This window comes from Pseudoalteromonas sp. MMG012, assembly GCF_018100875.1.
Lineage (GTDB): Bacteria > Pseudomonadota > Gammaproteobacteria > Enterobacterales > Alteromonadaceae > Pseudoalteromonas > Pseudoalteromonas aurantia.
In genome coordinates this window covers 1-17093 of the sequence record NZ_JAGJEF010000058.1, presented here as the reverse complement: position 1 = coordinate 17093, position 17093 = coordinate 1, and the positions used below count along the sequence as shown (strand labels likewise).

Genomic DNA, 17093 nt, shown 5'->3' with positions numbered 1-17093 from the left:
AACAATCAATCAAAAGATTAGCGACGTAGGCCAAGCTCTTTGATTAGCGCTGAGTAACGCTCAACGTTTTTACCTTTAAGGTAATCAAGTAATTTACGACGTTGGCTAACTTTGCGAAGAAGACCACGACGTGAGTGGAAATCATGCTTATGATCAGCGAAGTGACCTTGTAGCTTGTTGATGTCGAAAGTAAGAAGTGCTACTTGTACTTCAGGTGAACCAGTGTCGCCTTCAACACGTGCAAATTTAGCAACGATTTCTACTTTTTCTTGAGTACTTAGTGACATAATAACTCCAAAATTAATTTAAATTGTGCTTAAGCCGATCACTAATTCAGCAAAAGCGAGTAAGCGGCGCGCAGTATAGCAATATTCACCGCGTGAGACTAGAAAAAACTATTGGTTAGTTGCAAGTGCTCGTTTGGCTTTTAAATGTCCATCAGGGTTACGTTCACCAATACCAATAAACCGCCCGTCTGCAACCACTTTAATAATCCCCTCAGGTACCGTGCCGCACACTACGACCTGACCATGGCTAAATGCAACACCTTGCTCCGCCGTGATCTCAATCACGGGTAAATCAACCAAAGCAGTATCCATCGGCAACAGTAATTCATCAAGGTATGTTGAAGGTTCAACCCCTTCTACTTTCGCTTGCTGTAGCTTTGCTTCTAGTTGTTCAATCGTGACCATTTGCTCACTTGGATAGTGTCCCACTTTTGAACGATGCAACATAATTACATGTGCACCACACCCTAGTTTTTCACCTAAATCATCCACGATTGTGCGAATATATGTACCTTTAGACACATGCGCTGTCATCTGAATTTCTTCATTTTCAGCGTCATACTCATCAAGTGTTAAACTATATACATTTATTTTTCGACACTTACGAGGTACTTCAATACCCTCTCTCGCATATTTATACAAAGGCTGACCTTGATATTTTAATGCTGAGTACATTGAAGGATACTGATCAGTTTCACCCAAGAAGCCTGTAATTTCTTTTTGTAAACCATCAAGCGTAATATCCACAGGGCGTGTTTCAACCACTTCACCATCAGAATCAGAAGTGGTTGTGCGTTCGCCTAACTTGGCACGCACAACATAGGTTTTATCAGTATCTAATAAAAACTGAGTAAACTTGGTCGCTTCACCAAAACAAATTGGCAGCATGCCTGTTGCCAGTGGATCTAATGCACCGGTATGACCTGCTTTTTGCGCAAAGTAAATGCCTTTCGCTTGCTGCAACGCTTTATTGGACGAGATCCCTTCAGGTTTATGCAAAAGCACGATGCCATCAACCGGACGACCTTTTGAACGTCTTGCCATTACTCTTGCTCATCCTCCGATGACTCTGGTCCACGCTTTTCGTTATCATCACGAATAACCGAATCAACAAGATTTGAAATACGCATACCTTCAAGTAACGAGTTGTCTACCACAAAACGTAGTTCCGGCATGATACGCGCACGAATACGCTTACCTAGAATAGAACGAATATAGCCCGTTGCATCATTTAAGATGGCAACACTCTGCTTAGTCTTATCTTCATCACTGGTATTCAATACCGTAATAAAGATTTTTGCGTAAGATAAGTCTCTTGATACTTCAACCGCAGAAACCGTCACCATGCCTAAGCGTGGGTCTTTAATTTCGCGTTGCAATATCACAGCAATCTCTTTTTGGATTTGCTGGCCAACTCTATCTGTGCGAGAAAATTCTCTCATCTTCACCACTTATAAATTTTAACTTATTGAAAAACAATAATAAGTTTAATTAGTTTTAAACGAACAAATGGGGGCTAGTGCCCCCATTTCAACCATTATTATAGTAATGGTTTACAATGTACGTTGAACTTCAACCGTCTCGAATACTTCGATTTGGTCGCCAACTTTAACATCGTTGTAGTTCTTAACACCGATACCACATTCCATACCGTTACGTACTTCTTGTACATCATCCTTAAAGCGACGTAGTGACTCAAGCTCGCCTTCATAGATAACCACGTTTTCACGAAGTACACGAATAGGCGCGCTGCGCTTAACGATACCTTCAGTAACCATACAACCAGCAATTGCGCCAATTTTTGGTGACTTAAATACATCACGAACTTCAGCAAGACCGATAATTTCTTGCTTAAATTCAGGTGCCAACATACCAGACATCGCTTGCTTAACTTCTTCAATCAAGCTGTAGATAACGCTGTAGTAACGTAAATCTAGGTTTTCTGAATCAATGACTTTACGCGCAGATGCGTCAGCACGAACATTAAAGCCAACGATAATTGCGTTTGAAGCGGCCGCAAGTGTTGCATCAGTTTCCGTGATACCACCAACGCCACTACCAACAATCTTCACTTTAACTTCATCTGTAGAGAGTTTAACAAGTGAATCAGCGATCGCCTGAATTGAACCTTGAACGTCCGCTTTCAATACAACATTTACTTCAGACACATTGCCTTCTGTCATGTTGCTGAACATGTTTTCAAGTTTCGCTTTTTGCTGGCGAGCTAGTTTAACATCACGGAACTTACCTTGACGGTACAATGCAACTTCACGCGCTTTACGCTCGTCTTTAACAACTGTGGCTTCATCACCTGCTGCAGGAACACCTGAAAGACCTAAGATTTCTACAGGGATTGATGGACCAGCAGTTTTAATTTCTTTACCATTTTCGTCGCGCATCGCACGAACACGGCCATACTCAAGACCACATAAAACGATATCGCCTTGATTTAGCTGACCTGACTGAACAAGTACGGTTGCAACTGGACCACGGCCTTTGTCAAGACGTGACTCGATAACCACACCCGCACCCATACCTTGTGTCGGTGCAGTGAGCTCTAATAATTCCGATTGCATTAGCACCGCTTCAAGCAACTCATCAACACCAGTACCCGCTTTTGCAGAGATGTGTGCAAATTGCGTATCGCCGCCCCACTCTTCTGGGATAACGTCTAGCTGTGCTAGTTCGTTCTTAACGCGATCTGGATCAGCGCCTTCTTTATCCATTTTGTTCACAGCAACAATCAAAGGTACACCCGCTGCTTTAGCGTGTTGTACAGCTTCTTTTGTTTGAGGCATTACACCATCATCTGCGGCAACAACTAGGATAACGATATCAGTTGCTTTTGCACCACGTGCACGCATTGACGTAAACGCTGCGTGTCCTGGAGTATCTAAGAAGGTGATCATGCCGCCTTCCGTTTCAACGTGATATGCACCAATGTGCTGTGTAATACCACCGGCTTCGCCAGACGCTACTTTTGCACTTCGAATGTAATCAAGCGTTGACGTTTTACCGTGGTCAACGTGACCCATTACCGTTACCACTGGTGCACGTGATTCAGTTGATTCAACTTCACTACGGTCATTCAGTACTTGTACTTCTAGCTCGTTTTCTTTTACTAGAACTACTTTATGACCCATTTCTTCAGCAACTAGTTGTGCTGTTTCTTGGTCGATAACTTGGTTAATCGTAACCATGTCACCCATTTTCATCATCGTTTTAACGACTTCAGTGCCTTTTACAGCCATACGAGAAGCTAGTTCAGCAACAGCAATTGTTTCACTGATACGTACTTCTTGTTTCACATCTGCAACAGGTTTTTGGAAACCATGTTGTAAAGAAGCTGGCGCTTTTAGCTTGCCTTTACGGCCTCTTGAAGGCGCTTCGGCTCTTGCAGGTGCTTTTTTCTTTTTCTTGCGACGCGCACTTTTCTCTTCGCGTGCATCTGACTCATCTTCTGCTTCACGTGCATAAGTTGATGTTGTCAGGTGATGGTCAGCCGTTTCTTCGCGACGACGGCGTTCCTCTTCTTCTTTTTTCCAACGAGCTTCATTTTCTTCAGCTAGTTTACGCGCCACTTCTGCTTGACGCTTCGCTTCTTCTTCAGCTTTTATCAATGCTGCCTCTTCTGCTTCTTTTTGCAGACGCTCCGCTTCTAGGCGGTCTTTTTCAACTTTCGCACTATCCACTTTCTTGTCCTGCGGTTGATTGGCTTTTCGCTCAGCTTCAGCTTTACGCTTTGCCTCTTCTTTAACTTTACGCTCAGCGTCTTCTTTTGCTTTACGTTCAGCATCTTCTTTGGCCTTTTGCTCAGCGGCTTGCTGTGCTTTTAATTCAGCCTCTTTACGGCTAGCTTCTTCTGCTGCTAGACGTTCTTGCTCTTTTTCTTGGTCAATAGTGCTCTTTTTCACGTAAGTACGCTTTTTACGTACTTCAACCTGAACTGCTTTATCTTTACCCGTAGAGCCTTTCACATTTAATGTGCTTTTGCTTTTACGTTGCAAAGTCATGCGTTCAGGGCCTTCAGCACCTTTACCACCATGCTGTTTACTTAGGTGGTCAAGTAACTGAGCCTTTTCAGATTCAGTAACACTATCAGTCTCGCCTTTGGTGATCCCTGCATCGTTTAATTGCTGCAGCAATTTATCAACAGTTGTATCAATAGTCTCGGCTAGTTTTTCAATGCTTACTTCTGCCATAGTGTGTGTTACTCCGTTAATAAATTATTCGTCTTCACCAAACCAACAAATGTTACGTGCAGCCATAATTAACTGCCCAGCATCTTGCTCTGATAACTCTGTAATTTCTACCAGCTCGTCAATTCCCTGCTCTGCTAAGTCTTCAAGGGTAACAACACCTTTACTTGCCATAACAAATGCCAAATGACGCTCTAACCCTTCTAATGCTAACAAGTCTTCAGCAGGCTCTGCACCTTCAAGGCTTTCTTCTGTTTTAAGTGCTTTAGTCGTTAACGCATCTTTCGCACGATTACGCAGTTCTTCAACGGTGTCTTCATCAAGGCCGTCAATTTCTAAAAACTCAGCAACTGGAACATATGCGACTTCTTCAAGCGTTGAGAAACCTTCGTTAATCAATAAACCTGCAAAGTCATCATCAATATCTAGGTTTTGCGTAAACAAGTTAACTAGCTTATCAGACTCTTCCGAGTTCTTTGCGTCCATATCTTCGACTGTCATTACATTGAGTTCCCAGCCAGTCAATTGACTCGCTAGACGAATGTTTTGACCATTACGACCAATGGCTTGAGCTAAGTTATCAGCCTCGACAGCGATGTCCATTGAGCGAGAGTCTTCATCCATTACGATAGAAGCTACTTCCGCTGGAGCCATTGCATTGATAACAAACTGTGCAGGGTTATCATCGTATAATACGATATCAACACGCTCTCCACCAAGCTCCGTAGAAACAGCTTGTACACGTGCGCCACGCATACCAACACACGCTCCCACCGGATCAATACGTTTGTCATTTGATTTAACTGCGATTTTTGCACGAGAACCCGGATCACGAGCTGCACCACGAATTTCAATCATTTCTTCGCCAATTTCTGGCACCTCAATGCGAAACAGCTCCATTAGCATTTCTGGTTTTGAACGTGTTACGAATAATTGAGCGCCACGCGCTTCTGGTTTTACTTCGTACAGCAAACCACGAACACGATCACCTGGACGGAAGCTCTCACGTGGTAGCATATCATCACGGTAAATCACTGCTTCAGCATTATTTCCTAAATCCATAACAATGGCATCACGTGTTGCTTTTTTAACGACACCTGTAACCAGTTCACCCTGTTGATCTTTGTAAGCCTCAACAACAAGTGCACGCTCAGCTTCACGTACTTTTTGTACGATAACCTGCTTTGCCATCTGTGTTGTAATACGGTCAAATTTTATTGATTCAATTTGCTCTTCAACAAAATCACCAAGTTGTGTTTCAGGCTCTTCAACCTGCGCAGCTTCCAGGGTTATTTCTGAGTACGGATTTTCTAATGAACCATCTTCTTGCGGATCCACTGCCATCCAGCGACGGAACGTATCGTATTCGCCTGTTTTGCGATCAATTGAAACACGAACTTCAATATCACCGTCATGTTTTTTCTTCGTTGCAGTCGCCAGAGCAAACTCTAACGCTTCAAAAATCTTTTCTTTTGGGACTGCCTTCTCATTGGAAACGGCTTCTGCCACCAATAATATCTCTTTTGCCATAGGTAATGCCTCGCTTGCCCTTGTCCTTCGCACTCAATATTTAAAATTTTGCGATGATGTTTGCACGCTCGATGTTACTGAGCATAATGAAATGTTCGTTACCATCGATCTTTAACGTGATCATATCGGCGCTAACTGCGACTAAATCGCCTTTAAAGTTGCGTCGTCCATCTTGCGGTAATTTAGTACGTACTCGCACCTCTTCACCTTGTGCCTTCTCATAATGAGCCAACTTAAATAGTGGTCTATCAACGCCAGGAGAAGACACTTCCAAATCATATTCGTTTGTAATCGGGTCTTCTACGTCAAGAATCGCACTTACTTGTCTGCTTGCATCAGCACAGTTATCTACTGAAACACCGCCTTCATTTTCAATGTATACACGTAATGTAGAATGACGACCGGCTTGCACAAACTCCAGACCTAACAATTCAAAACCGAGTGCTTCTACAGCTGGCTCTAACATTACGGTCAAATCTTGCTCGAGTTTTGTCACAAATTTCCTCCATACAAACAAAAAAAGGGCTTAAGCCCCAATTATACTAGCTGTTTAGTATTCAGCACTGCTAAAAGCAAAGCACTAGATACAACAACGCCCCGAACCAAGCGGGGCGTCACACCTAAAACAAAACTGTGTGGCCAAAGGCCTTACTTGGTTGCGGGCTTAACAGCCAAATTAAGCAAACGCTTAAACGCAAAACGCGCATTACATAGAATGCGCGCTACATCTAAAAAATAAACACATTTTTTAGAATTTGGTTGCGGGAGCCGGATTTGAACCGACGACCTTCGGGTTATGAGCCCGACGAGCTACCAGGCTGCTCCATCCCGCGCCAATGTGCAGCAAACACTGCAAAATATGCGCAGTATTATAAGGAGTGTTCCATTAATAAGCAACCTTACAACAACGATTAATTCTATTATTTAAATCACCAAAGACCCTAAAATAGGTAATTTTCTTTATCAAAACATTACATATCGCTGTAAGCTGCGATATAATATCGCAATTTTAACATTACAGGGAAACTATTATGAAAAAAGCAACAGTGTCGCTATTGACAGCGCTATCATTAGCATTTGCGGGACAAGCCATTGCTTCAAGTTGTGAAGGGTATGGACCACAAACACCTCGTGATATTGATAATCTACTTGGCGAAAACAAACGGGTATTCTCAAAAGCACCTGATAGCGAAGAAATGAACCTGTGTAACATTCATTTTCACAAAAATGCAGAGCATAAAGCCAAAGACTTTTCAGTCTTTGCTGGTGATAATAAATATGGCGGGTATCAATGTAATGCCACCAACTCATTAACTGCGGCCGAATTGAAAGCGCCCAAAGGAAAAGTATGCAAAAATGTCAAACCTGGTGACACCATTGAAGTCCATTGGGTTCACAGTTCTTGTGATGTAACACCTGGTAAGGGTCTAGGCTCATGTTTAAGTGACAAATGTGCTAATCCACAATTACGTGTAGAAACACAAGTATTCATGGTCGTTAATGATGAAAACGCTTTTGATTTCAACGATCTTGATTATGACGGTAATGTCGTAAACGGATACCACCAAGCAAAACACATCCCTGATACGACGGGTAAACCTGTAGAATTTTTAGGCTCAACCACCGGCCCTAGCTACACAGCACAACAATGCTCACCGCTACAAGTCACCTGGAGCGTACGCCCAGCTTGTGCCAAAGTTGACATCAATACACTCGCAACATGGTGCGAAAGCAATGAGTTTGAAGAAGATCACGCACATGGTGTTCGTAAGCTAGTAACCGACCCAAAACTACTAGCGCCAATTAATTAATTTTACAAAAAAGAATAGAGGCAGAAAAGTATGTATTTTACTGCCTTTTTATTAAAAACCTAAAACCCCCATAAATTAATCATTCACATCTGCTCGCTTCACTTCTATACTGATGGTCAAGAGTTCAATAAATAGTCAATTTAAACTCGAGGTAGTTATTGGGTTCGGTTGTACCACAGCTATCACGTTTGGTTCTTTTCTGATAATTCAAACGCAGGTTTGCAGTCATTTGAAAATGATTCTTCCATCCAAGCAAACGGACGCGCTTTTAATCGACAAAGAGGCGATTATGAGTATTTCTCCTTATCAATACCAACTATTAACGCAGTCATTTTCTACGTTAAAACCTAACTTTCATTGTTTTTGTGTTAGCTTGCATAGCCAGCTTAAAAGATACGATTTACAGCTTGTTGTTCCCAACTCACCTAAATACCTCCTCAACATTGAACACCGTATTCATACATTTTTACACGAGGCAATTGCATTGTTACCACAGCAAAGCGCGCTGGTTGATTTGGTTAAACAATACAAATCAGATTTTCATACTCTCAGGTTAAGCGAGTACGACATTGCGGTGATATGCCATACAATGCTAGAAACACTGCAACTTCATTTGGGAAGGCAATTTACATTGGCATTACGTAATGCTTGGCGAAAAGCCCTTCATATGTTTGCCAACATAATCAAAAGCGTCGCGTTTAATACAACTAACATTGTTAATTTGCAACATTTTAGACAGCAAAAACAGCATCAAATATCGACCTTAAGATGACTTTTCCTTGCGAGCAAAGTAGACTGCATTTGAGTTTACGCAAAGAGAATGGTTATGAAAAGAGCGTTCGTTTTATCGGGGTTTTTATTATTGTCGGTAACGGCTTGCGATGTATTTGAGTCATCAAAAACACAAATTGAAGAGCAGTATTTATCGCAAAATAATGAGCTAAAATCAGCTATTGAAGCAATTAGAGAACAAGGCTTAGCAACGTTTTCTTCAACGGCTGAAAAGGGCACTGTTGCCGCGTGCGTTGCGAAGCAACTGGACGCGGATCCAATGGGGGCACTTATCGAGGTTGAAGGTGCCCTGCAAGATAGTGCCGACTTATCTAAGCTCGCTGAAACAATTGGTAGTTTATCTGAGTCGGAAATATCATTAGAAAGTATTCCACAACTGCTTCAACAAGGTGCTGACACGGTTAATTATCTACGCACCTTATTGTCTGAATATAACTTAAATGAGCTACAAGAAAAAGCAGCGCAAGTACTGCAAGACGGGCGTAGTCAAAGCCAAGATATTGGTGCACATTTGCGCAGTCTAATTGAGCAATGCCAGTAGCCTAATTTTTAGTTCGTTTAAAAGCCCATGTGGGCTTTTTTCATTTCTGTTCGTATAACTAATAAAGAAATAGCGGACATTTTATTATGAAACGAATTGGCCTCTACCTATTTAATCAAGACTGCCGTGTACAAGACAATAAAGCTTTGCTGGCACTGTCGACCACAGTTGATGCACTTGTTTGTTTATTTTGCTTACCTACCCAAAACCATTTTTCAAAACACTTTGCGCAAGTACCGCCCACCCAAGCACAACTGGGTTTTTTAAAAAGTACCTTACATGACCTAAAAGGTACACTCGCACAACATGGCCAAACATTACAAGTCGAATTTGGTGACAGGTATACCATTACTCATGATTACATCCAACGATACGGTATTACACACGTCGGCCAAGCTATTCACTCAGGGTACAACGAGACAAAAGTGTGGAAAAAATTACAGGCAACGTTTACCAAGGTGGAGTTTCTGTCAGACAATACCAGCCATCTTTTTGATGAAATACAGCTTCCGTTTAGCCTAGCAGAGCTACCAAAAACATTTTCAGGGTTTAGAAAGCAAATTGAAAAAGAGGCGTTTACAACAACATTGCAAGCCCAAAAACCCACTTTAGTGCGTCATTTACCACCAGCCCCAGTTGCGCTTTATTTTTCACTTCCCAAAATTATATCCAACGGGAATAACCCCTATTACTGCGGCGGTGAAAGTAATGCACAGCGCCACCTAGCGCGCTACTTTGACTCCTCATCTGCATCAAGCTATAAACTCACCCGTAATGCACTGCAAGGTGATGACTTTTCTACACGCTTCTCACCCTATTTATCGCACGGTGCTATCGGCCCGCATCAGATTCTGCATGCGCTCAAACAATACGAAGCACTCAATGGTCATAACGAGTCAACATATTGGATTTACTTTGAATTACTGTGGCGCGAATATTTTCGATGGTACAGCGCCCAACATCAAACGGCCCTATTTCGATTTTCAGGAGTGTCTCAGACTACACCTCTTACCAGCTTTTATGCTCAGCGGTTTGCCGCATGGTGTAATGCCAATACCCCCTCCCCTTTTATAAATGCCCTTATGAACGAGTTAAACGTAACCGGCTGGCTCTCAAACAGGGGAAGGCAAATCGTGGCAAGTTACCTCATTAATGAAATGCAGTTAGATTGGCGTTATGGCGCTGCTTACTTTGAGCAATGTCTAATAGATTACGATGTAGCAAGTAACTGGTGCAATTGGCAATATATTGCTGGGGTCGGTGCAGACGTAAAAGGAGGTCGCCATTTCAACATCGAAAAACAAGCAAAGCTTTATGACCCCAATGATGAATACACACAAACTTGGTCGCCTTCATCGGCAACGTCAAATCCAAACGGGCAGGGTTACTGCAACGATATAACTGGGTGGCCATGCCACTGTAAAGTGGAGTGCTAATAATGCAAAAAGCGCGAACATTACGCCTAATACTTGGTGATCAGCTTGATGCTGGACACCACTGGTTTAAAACTAACGATGTTAATGTGACTTACGTGATCGCCGAATTGCATCAAGAAACCCATTACACCACGCATCACATACAAAAAATATGTGGTTTTTTCGCTGCAATGAAGCGCTTTGCAATGGCGTTAAAGCAAGCCAATTTCAACGTGGTTTATTTAACACTTGATGACACAAGTAATGACAATAGCTTACCAGAATTAATTCAGCGCTTATGCAACGAATATCACTGTGATCGCTTTGAATACCAAAGACCTGATGAGTATCGCCTTGCGATACAGCTGGCTGACATGGTGCTAATGCACTCAACAGTACATTGTATTGAGAGTGAACATTTTTTTCTCCCGTTTGAAGAAATCTCGACATACTTCACCAAAAACAAACACATCACCATGGAGCACTTCTACCGCAAAATGCGAAAGCGCTTTAATATTTTAATGAACGGTGATTCCCCTGAAGGCGGAAAGTGGAACTTTGACAATGAAAATAGGAAAAAACTCAAAAAGGCCGATCTCACTGATATCCCTGCACCACTGTTGTTTGACTACGATATCAGGGAAATTGTGCAACGTATCAAAAAACATAAAATAGCCACTTTAGGTCAACTTCAACACCCGTTTATTTGGCCTACCAACAGAGCTGAAGCACACCAGTTACTGCATTACTTTTGTCGCTATTTACTCCCTAATTTCGGAAAGTTTCAAGACACAATGACAGCCAATAGTGCGCATAAATGGAGCTTGTATCATAGTCGGCTGTCATTCGCTTTAAATACCAAAATTCTGTCTCCCTCTGAGGTCATTCGTAGCGCCGTGGCAGCCTATAAGCATCACCCTAATACCATTAGCATTGCACAAATAGAGGGATTTGTGAGACAAATATTAGGATGGAGAGAATACATACGCGCGGTATATTGGGTTAACATGCCAGACTATAGTACCTATAACACTTTAAACGCGAGGCGCGATTTACCCCCCCAGTTTTGGACTGGTCAAACAAAGATGCGCTGCTTACAACATGCAATCACGCAAAGTTTAGAGTACGCCTATGCACACCATATTCAACGCTTGATGATCACTGGTAACTTTTGTTTACTCACCGGTATTCACCCTGATCAGGTCGATAACTGGTACTTAGGTATTTATATAGACGCCATTGAGTGGGTTGAAATGCCAAATACTCGTGGGATGACGCAATTTGCCGACAATGGCATTGTCGCCACAAAACCTTATGCTGCCAGTGGTAATTATGTCAATAAAATGAGCGATTACTGTGGCGACTGTCACTACAATGTGAAAGAAAAAACCACTGAGACCGCGTGTCCTTTAAATAGCTTGTATTGGCACTTTATGATCACACATCGAGCACGGTTTGCCACTAACCCACGTATTGGCATGGTCTATCGAAATTGGGACAAACAAGATGAAATTACAAAGCAGCATACACTAACGCGAGCGCAATATTACCTAGACAATATCAGCTCGCTATAATTGCAACTTAGAATAATCGCCAACGGCGTTTTTTAGTTCGGATCTTATGGACCCAATTCACTTCAATCGTAGTCACTGCAAGTACATCTCGCTGTGACTTTGAGATCAACTCATAGCTCATACTTTCGGCAGAACCAAAACCTAATACAAACTCGAACGACTGGGACTGTGCCCAACATTGTAAAATCTTCTTCGAAGTACTTTCTCGTATGCAATAATCACCGACAACTGGCGTATTAATAGAAAATTTCACATCCGCGTAGCAAGTTCGGCCTTCATTTAATGCAACACACTTACTGGGTGCTGCATGTAAGATCTCTGTTGCTCCTTCGCCATTTGCCAATACAGGTTTATGAACACTCATTCCTGCAATTAACGTTAAGGCATTTACCGAGACCAATTTAAAATACATATTTCACTCCGGCAAATACTGCACGTGCGTGCCGAGAGTTAATCAAAGGGCTTTTACGCGTATTGCTTGCCCCAACTAAGACTGATGCCCCAGCACTAAATACCCAATCTTCCGCTATGGGGTAATTTGCTTGTACCTGAGTGAACACTGATACGGCATGTCCCATTTCATACATTGGCCGGGAAGATCTGGCTTCATCAGCATCAACACCATAAAAATAATCAATGAAATTTGCAGAATAGTAATTTGCACCAAAATTAAGCCAAACGTCCCAGTTTCTCAACTCAAAATTGCGTGTTGCTTCAAAGTGTAACACCCAGCCATTACTATCACCGAGCGTGTCGTACACAAGCTCAGCAACCGCTTGATACTCTCCTATAGTGCGATAGTATGAAAAGCCAATGGATTGATCTCGCTTACGCTCTTTGAGCCCTTCAAGCTCGGGAATATATGTTTCGCTATCAAAATACCCTTCGTTTGAAAAAGGTATTTGATAGTTTCCATAAATAACGTCTACCCCCCAGTCATCCTCAATGATTAATTGATATCCTATATCTGAGCCACCAAAAAAATCACCAGAGTGCGAATTTAAGTAAAAGCGTTTATATTGGATTTTCGCATCAACTAACATTGTCAAACTATCAAAATTCGACTCTGCGCCTTTTAATTCAGGAAGGGCTAAATCAACCCAAAAGCCACCGAGGCTTAATTGCCATAAAAACTCATCGTCATCGTACTCATCAAGTTCTGCTTGAGAGTAAAAAGATGCACAAAGTAATATGATAAATATTATTATTTTTTTCATAGTCCTTGGTTACACTGGATTGTGCCTAAAATTCATCCCTGATCATACCTGAGCAAAACAACATCAACAATAACAACTTTTCACATTAGACTACATTTTAAAATTAACCTTTTATTAATTAAATTGTCACAATAGCATCGTTAAATACGTCGTTCGCAATAGAGTAATTACTTCAACGAGGAACGTATGAAAAAAGCGCTACTACTTTGTGCTCTCACAATGATGACTATGAATGTACAAGCATTCAGCCAAGAAACACATAAACGCATTGTTATTGATGCTATCAATTATATGGCACAAAACCCAACGACGACACAATATAGTCGACTTCAACAATACGCTGAAAAAAATAACTTAACTGTAAATGCTTTAGCTGATTTACTTGGGCAAGCTGCCTATGATGTTGACGATTTTGAAGACACTTTTTTTTGCGGCGCGATTACTGGTGACTGCGTACAAGCACCTGTATGGGGCGCGGCAAAAAGTATTGTGAAATACACCAGCTATTGGCACTTTCAAAATCACACTCAAGGTGCAGATGCCCATGGCAACGACTTTGGAGGCTATAACTATGAAAAACTCACGGTGTGGGGCAACATTGACAGCCTCGCTGCGACTTGGTTAAAAGGTGATTACCTTGATGATGGCGCAGGTGGCGAAACGGGTTGGTTTAGAGCGGATGATACGCAATACAATACGTATGGGGTGACAGAAGCCAATTACCGTATAGATAGCCACTCTAGCTATGCTATGTACGACGATTTTGAAGAAATGCCTTTTCAGCCAATTGATAACCTTGGTCAATACTGGTACCAAAGTTACCTGCAAAGTGGCCAACCACAACTGCTTGGTTTCGTTTTTCACACCACTGACTTACTACAGCCTCATCACACTTGGACAACGTCAGCATTAAACCATTCAAGTTGGGAGTCATGGGTTAAAGACTACTATGATCAAGAAGATTTAAACAACATGCAGCTTGTTCACAATGCAATGGCAGACTTCACTGCGGTTCCAATAACAAGCCAAGATATTCGCCCATTACTAACACAAGGGGGCGCTTATTCATATGCACAAGGCGGTATTGTTTTAAACTCCCAAGATCATTACGACCGCTTAACAACGGCAAAGCAAGTTATTCCGCACGCTATTGCCATGGTGGTACACTTACTTAATCACGCCATGGTTGCCCGCTAATGCCGTGGTTCATTATTATGTTGGTAAGCTTACCAACGTTCGCAAAAAAACAGACTTTCAGTCAAGCTGAAATCACCTTAATGCATGCTATATATCAGCAGCACCAACCCAACTTTGATAGCGAAGATACACGTAATCGGCTGAGTGAAAACCTATTTCTATTGTCACAAGCAAAACAACACCAACCCCATTTATTACAACGCCAAGCTGATGTTGGATTTAGCACCGAGTTTCATGTGCGTCGCTATGTGATGACTTTGTTGCAAAATGCGGTGCCAAGCGCTGTACTTCCAACACCACCAGCGCCCGATTGGTCAAGGTATAGCACTTGGAAATTAAGCCAAGATTTACCGAACTACCCAAACAATAACCACTATACTCACGTTCAATTACAGCAACTTACAACCGTCGATTTATCTTTTTTAGTTGGCGCGCAACTTACGCTTGCAGACTTAATGCTAGAACAGTCAATGCAAAACCGCTACAAGCTACATCAAGGTGATTATGCGTTATTTCAAAAACTCATTACTCAGCACCGCGACTATCATCACAAGGTGAAATATCTTGCAAAGCGCCTTAAACAAGCCAACATTTCATTGGCCAACCTCAATAAGATTGCCACGGCTGAACTCATTCGCTCTCCAATGCTGAGTTACTTTGGCGTACAATCTCAAATGCACGGCGAACGCAGCGAGTATGTAGACAGGCTTAAATCTCAAATTACCAATAAACATATTGCGAATTTCTATTTAAAACATAAAGCCGACTTTAAACATAAGAGCGATGTGATTGCCAGCGCCGTTTTGTTTGAATCACAAAATAAAGCAAAAAACTTCAATACTGACGTGAAAAAACTCGGCTTCAAAAACGCCCTATTGCAGCATAATAAGCAAAACCTGTTTGCGGATACGCAAGGAAAATTAGCAAGACACAACGCTACGCAATGGGTACATCAAGTGGTATTTAATTTAAAAAAAGCACAGTTAACCAATCCAATACGAAGCCCTAAAGGCAAATGGTTAATTGCACAAACGCACCAAATCAACTTCGATTACTATCATAAAGATTCTGAGACAGTACGCTACCAAGCAACCCTTGCACTCATTGAAAACATGGCCCAACAACGCTATCAACAAAAAAAGCAAGCTTGGCTAAAAGCAACGAAGTCATCAATATGAAACATGTCCAATTAGTGTTAATCACTGTGTTAGTACTTATTTTTGGCTATTTCATGGTGCTTATTGTACCGAACTCTCCAGTGGAGAGTTCACCACCTGTAACCCCAAATGAGCAGCCCCTGATTCATCGCTCTGCGGTTAAACAGCAAGTACCCAGTATGAAAGCTGCTACGGAGTCTATACCCACAAAACAATTATCGCTTGAAATCCAAAATACGCTGGTACCAAGCAATACCGAGCAACGTGTTAAGCCATACGTTCCTCCCATTCAAGCGCTTCCCTCTGGCGCGGGCTATACTGGTGATTTAAACGATCATCATGCTTATCAGCAATTTCACAATGATCAAGAAAAAGCACTTAAATTGGCATACATTATAGCGACAAAAAGTAAAGTAAAACGCTTAGAAGCGCTGATTGAACGAGGCAAACATGAAGGGGTTACAGAGCAGCAGCTTGCGTTCGCTCGCGAAAAAATTGCAGGCCTGAATGCCATGGCAAATAAATTAAAAGTAGAGTTAAACCTACCTTCCCAATGACAACATTAATGTTAAGCATGCATATCTAAAAAGTGATGATTTTGTCTATAACTCGTACTAGGCTATCGACAACATCGCGCTATACTAGAGTTATCACTTTTCATCGAGATACCAATGAGAACTTTATTACTGACACTCTGCATGATCATATTAAGCAATGCATACGCAGCCGAAGAGAAAAAACAACTGCCTCCACTGAATCCTGCCTATAAGGCAGAACATGCGATGGTGCTAATGAATCGCGGCTCACGCATTTATGCAGCTAACTTTCCAACCTATACGACCCCGCATGATGTACAAATTGTGTACCGTATTGACAACCCAGATGTGGCTTTTTTAAATTTAGTTCGAGATGCTGATTTAATTACTATCAAACCTAAGCCATTTAATATAGAGCGGCTGATGCGCGGGGAAGAAATCACAATTACAGCCGATGTGTACGAAGGCCACTATAAAAAAGGCGGTAGCCTAGTATACTCAGACAGAGCCATTGTATTTAGCAAACCCCTTTATTCTCGTAAGCTAACTGATTTAGCTGAGCCATCAAAATGGCAAGAGTACGATATGATCACCGTCAAAGGCACTGAGCGTATTTACGTACATAAAATTCAAAACAAACCCAGTTTTAATCACTTGATCTATGTTGATTTAACAGGTGCATGCTTGCAAAAATTCAGGACGTCAAAAATAGTGCCTGCTGCAAACGAATTAATCTACAAATTCGTCAACTGTGGCACACTCAAACAACTTTACTATGACACTGATGGACTAGAGTAAGTTACCTAAATGTGAGTAGGTTTGGAGTACCTCCAAACC

17 protein-coding genes and 1 tRNA gene are annotated in these 17093 nt (G+C 41.9%); 9 read left to right on the top strand and 9 right to left on the bottom strand.

Translation table 11 applies throughout. The features are described from left to right. Nucleotides 1-17: 17 nt before the first annotated feature. The 7 genes from rpsO to J8L97_RS16920 form a co-directional block, all read right to left on the bottom strand. A complete protein-coding gene (rpsO, locus tag J8L97_RS16950; RefSeq protein WP_010365898.1) occupies nt 18-287 on the bottom strand; it encodes a 30S ribosomal protein S15 in 270 nt (89 codons plus the stop codon). Nucleotides 288-395: 108 nt separating this feature from the next. Beyond that, on the bottom strand, nt 396-1331 hold the full coding sequence (truB, locus tag J8L97_RS16945; RefSeq protein WP_211051595.1) for a tRNA pseudouridine(55) synthase TruB: 936 nt from the start codon (nt 1329-1331) through the stop codon (nt 396-398). Beyond that, nucleotides 1331-1729 carry a 30S ribosome-binding factor RbfA gene (rbfA, locus tag J8L97_RS16940; protein ID WP_010365895.1) on the bottom strand — a complete coding sequence of 133 codons (399 nt, stop codon included), beginning with the start codon at nt 1727-1729 and terminating at the stop codon, nt 1331-1333. Before rbfA ends, truB begins: the two co-directional genes overlap by 1 nt. 111 nt (nt 1730-1840) lie before the next feature. Beyond that, on the bottom strand, nt 1841-4489 hold the full coding sequence (infB, locus tag J8L97_RS16935; RefSeq protein ID WP_210998201.1) for a translation initiation factor IF-2: 2649 nt from the start codon (nt 4487-4489) through the stop codon (nt 1841-1843). Nucleotides 4490-4513: 24 nt separating this feature from the next. Next, nucleotides 4514-6016 carry a transcription termination factor NusA gene (gene nusA, locus J8L97_RS16930; protein ID WP_210998202.1) on the bottom strand — a complete coding sequence of 501 codons (1503 nt, stop codon included), beginning with the start codon at nt 6014-6016 and terminating at the stop codon, nt 4514-4516. Nucleotides 6017-6056: 40 nt separating this feature from the next. Next, entirely contained in the window at nt 6057-6512 is a 456-nt protein-coding gene (rimP, locus tag J8L97_RS16925) for a ribosome maturation factor RimP (RefSeq protein WP_192506529.1), read from the bottom strand. Between the two features lie 260 nt (nt 6513-6772). Beyond that, nucleotides 6773-6849, bottom strand: a tRNA-Met gene (locus J8L97_RS16920). Between the two features lie 198 nt (nt 6850-7047). Here J8L97_RS16920 and J8L97_RS16915 point away from each other — a divergent pair. The 5 genes from J8L97_RS16915 to J8L97_RS16895 all read left to right on the top strand — a co-directional run bounded on the left by J8L97_RS16915 (nt 7048) and on the right by J8L97_RS16895 (nt 12149). Further along, on the top strand, nt 7048-7827 hold the full coding sequence (locus tag J8L97_RS16915) for a delta-class carbonic anhydrase (RefSeq protein ID WP_211051593.1): 780 nt from the start codon (nt 7048-7050) through the stop codon (nt 7825-7827). Nucleotides 7828-8116: 289 nt separating this feature from the next. Further along, nucleotides 8117-8599 (top strand): globin, encoded by a 483-nt coding sequence (locus J8L97_RS16910; RefSeq protein WP_211051592.1) that lies wholly within the window; start codon nt 8117-8119, stop codon nt 8597-8599. Between the two features lie 54 nt (nt 8600-8653). After that, nucleotides 8654-9160, top strand: a complete 507-nt coding sequence (locus J8L97_RS16905; RefSeq protein WP_192506526.1) for a hypothetical protein — start codon at nt 8654-8656, stop codon at nt 9158-9160. Nucleotides 9161-9246: 86 nt separating this feature from the next. After that, entirely contained in the window at nt 9247-10596 is a 1350-nt protein-coding gene (locus tag J8L97_RS16900) for a DASH family cryptochrome (RefSeq protein WP_211051591.1), read from the top strand. 2 nt (nt 10597-10598) lie between these two features. Next, nucleotides 10599-12149, top strand: a complete 1551-nt coding sequence (locus tag J8L97_RS16895) for a cryptochrome/photolyase family protein (RefSeq protein ID WP_211051590.1) — start codon at nt 10599-10601, stop codon at nt 12147-12149. Between the two features lie 7 nt (nt 12150-12156). Here the strand turns inward: J8L97_RS16895 and J8L97_RS16890 are convergent, their stop codons facing one another. Together J8L97_RS16890 and J8L97_RS16885 are read right to left on the bottom strand one after the other, a co-directional pair. Next, nucleotides 12157-12561: a DUF3019 domain-containing protein gene (locus J8L97_RS16890; RefSeq protein ID WP_211051589.1), complete on the bottom strand. Its 405-nt coding sequence runs from the start codon at nt 12559-12561 to the stop codon at nt 12157-12159. Then, entirely contained in the window at nt 12551-13366 is an 816-nt protein-coding gene (locus J8L97_RS16885; RefSeq protein WP_210998208.1) for a MipA/OmpV family protein, read from the bottom strand. Before J8L97_RS16885 ends, J8L97_RS16890 begins: the two co-directional genes overlap by 11 nt. 186 nt (nt 13367-13552) lie before the next feature. Here J8L97_RS16885 and J8L97_RS16880 point away from each other — a divergent pair, with 186 nt between their 5' ends. The 4 genes from J8L97_RS16880 (at nt 13553) to J8L97_RS16865 (ending at nt 17054) form a co-directional block, all read left to right on the top strand. Further along, nucleotides 13553-14563, top strand: coding sequence for a phospholipase (locus J8L97_RS16880; protein WP_210998209.1), 1011 nt, complete (start codon nt 13553-13555; stop codon nt 14561-14563). Next, nucleotides 14563-15741, top strand: coding sequence for a peptidyl-prolyl cis-trans isomerase (locus J8L97_RS16875; RefSeq protein WP_211051588.1), 1179 nt, complete (start codon nt 14563-14565; stop codon nt 15739-15741). Before J8L97_RS16880 ends, J8L97_RS16875 begins: the two co-directional genes overlap by 1 nt. After that, nucleotides 15738-16277: a hypothetical protein gene (locus J8L97_RS16870; protein ID WP_211051587.1), complete on the top strand. Its 540-nt coding sequence runs from the start codon at nt 15738-15740 to the stop codon at nt 16275-16277. Before J8L97_RS16875 ends, J8L97_RS16870 begins: the two co-directional genes overlap by 4 nt. 114 nt (nt 16278-16391) lie before the next feature. Next, nucleotides 16392-17054 (top strand): hypothetical protein, encoded by a 663-nt coding sequence (locus J8L97_RS16865; RefSeq protein WP_192506518.1) that lies wholly within the window; start codon nt 16392-16394, stop codon nt 17052-17054. Nucleotides 17055-17093 lie beyond the last annotated feature (39 nt).

What these genes read in the sequence shown, in the direction of transcription:
- rpsO (WP_010365898.1), bottom strand. Translation starts at nt 287, where the DNA reads ATGTCACTAAGTACTCAAGAAAAAGTAGAAATCGTTGCTAAATTTGCA.
- truB (WP_211051595.1), bottom strand. Translation starts at nt 1,331, where the DNA reads ATGGCAAGACGTTCAAAAGGTCGTCCGGTTGATGGCATCGTGCTTTTG.
- rbfA (WP_010365895.1), bottom strand. Translation starts at nt 1,729, where the DNA reads ATGAGAGAATTTTCTCGCACAGATAGAGTTGGCCAGCAAATCCAAAAA.
- infB (WP_210998201.1), bottom strand. Translation starts at nt 4,489, where the DNA reads ATGGCAGAAGTAAGCATTGAAAAACTAGCCGAGACTATTGATACAACT.
- nusA (WP_210998202.1), bottom strand. Translation starts at nt 6,016, where the DNA reads ATGGCAAAAGAGATATTATTGGTGGCAGAAGCCGTTTCCAATGAGAAG.
- J8L97_RS16915 (WP_211051593.1), top strand. Translation starts at nt 7,048, where the DNA reads ATGAAAAAAGCAACAGTGTCGCTATTGACAGCGCTATCATTAGCATTT.
- J8L97_RS16910 (WP_211051592.1), top strand. Translation starts at nt 8,117, where the DNA reads ATGAGTATTTCTCCTTATCAATACCAACTATTAACGCAGTCATTTTCT.
- J8L97_RS16905 (WP_192506526.1), top strand. Translation starts at nt 8,654, where the DNA reads ATGAAAAGAGCGTTCGTTTTATCGGGGTTTTTATTATTGTCGGTAACG.
- J8L97_RS16900 (WP_211051591.1), top strand. Translation starts at nt 9,247, where the DNA reads ATGAAACGAATTGGCCTCTACCTATTTAATCAAGACTGCCGTGTACAA.
- J8L97_RS16895 (WP_211051590.1), top strand. Translation starts at nt 10,599, where the DNA reads ATGCAAAAAGCGCGAACATTACGCCTAATACTTGGTGATCAGCTTGAT.
- J8L97_RS16890 (WP_211051589.1), bottom strand. Translation starts at nt 12,561, where the DNA reads ATGTATTTTAAATTGGTCTCGGTAAATGCCTTAACGTTAATTGCAGGA.
- J8L97_RS16885 (WP_210998208.1), bottom strand. Translation starts at nt 13,366, where the DNA reads ATGAAAAAAATAATAATATTTATCATATTACTTTGTGCATCTTTTTAC.
- J8L97_RS16880 (WP_210998209.1), top strand. Translation starts at nt 13,553, where the DNA reads ATGAAAAAAGCGCTACTACTTTGTGCTCTCACAATGATGACTATGAAT.
- J8L97_RS16875 (WP_211051588.1), top strand. Translation starts at nt 14,563, where the DNA reads ATGCCGTGGTTCATTATTATGTTGGTAAGCTTACCAACGTTCGCAAAA.
- J8L97_RS16870 (WP_211051587.1), top strand. Translation starts at nt 15,738, where the DNA reads ATGAAACATGTCCAATTAGTGTTAATCACTGTGTTAGTACTTATTTTT.
- J8L97_RS16865 (WP_192506518.1), top strand. Translation starts at nt 16,392, where the DNA reads ATGAGAACTTTATTACTGACACTCTGCATGATCATATTAAGCAATGCA.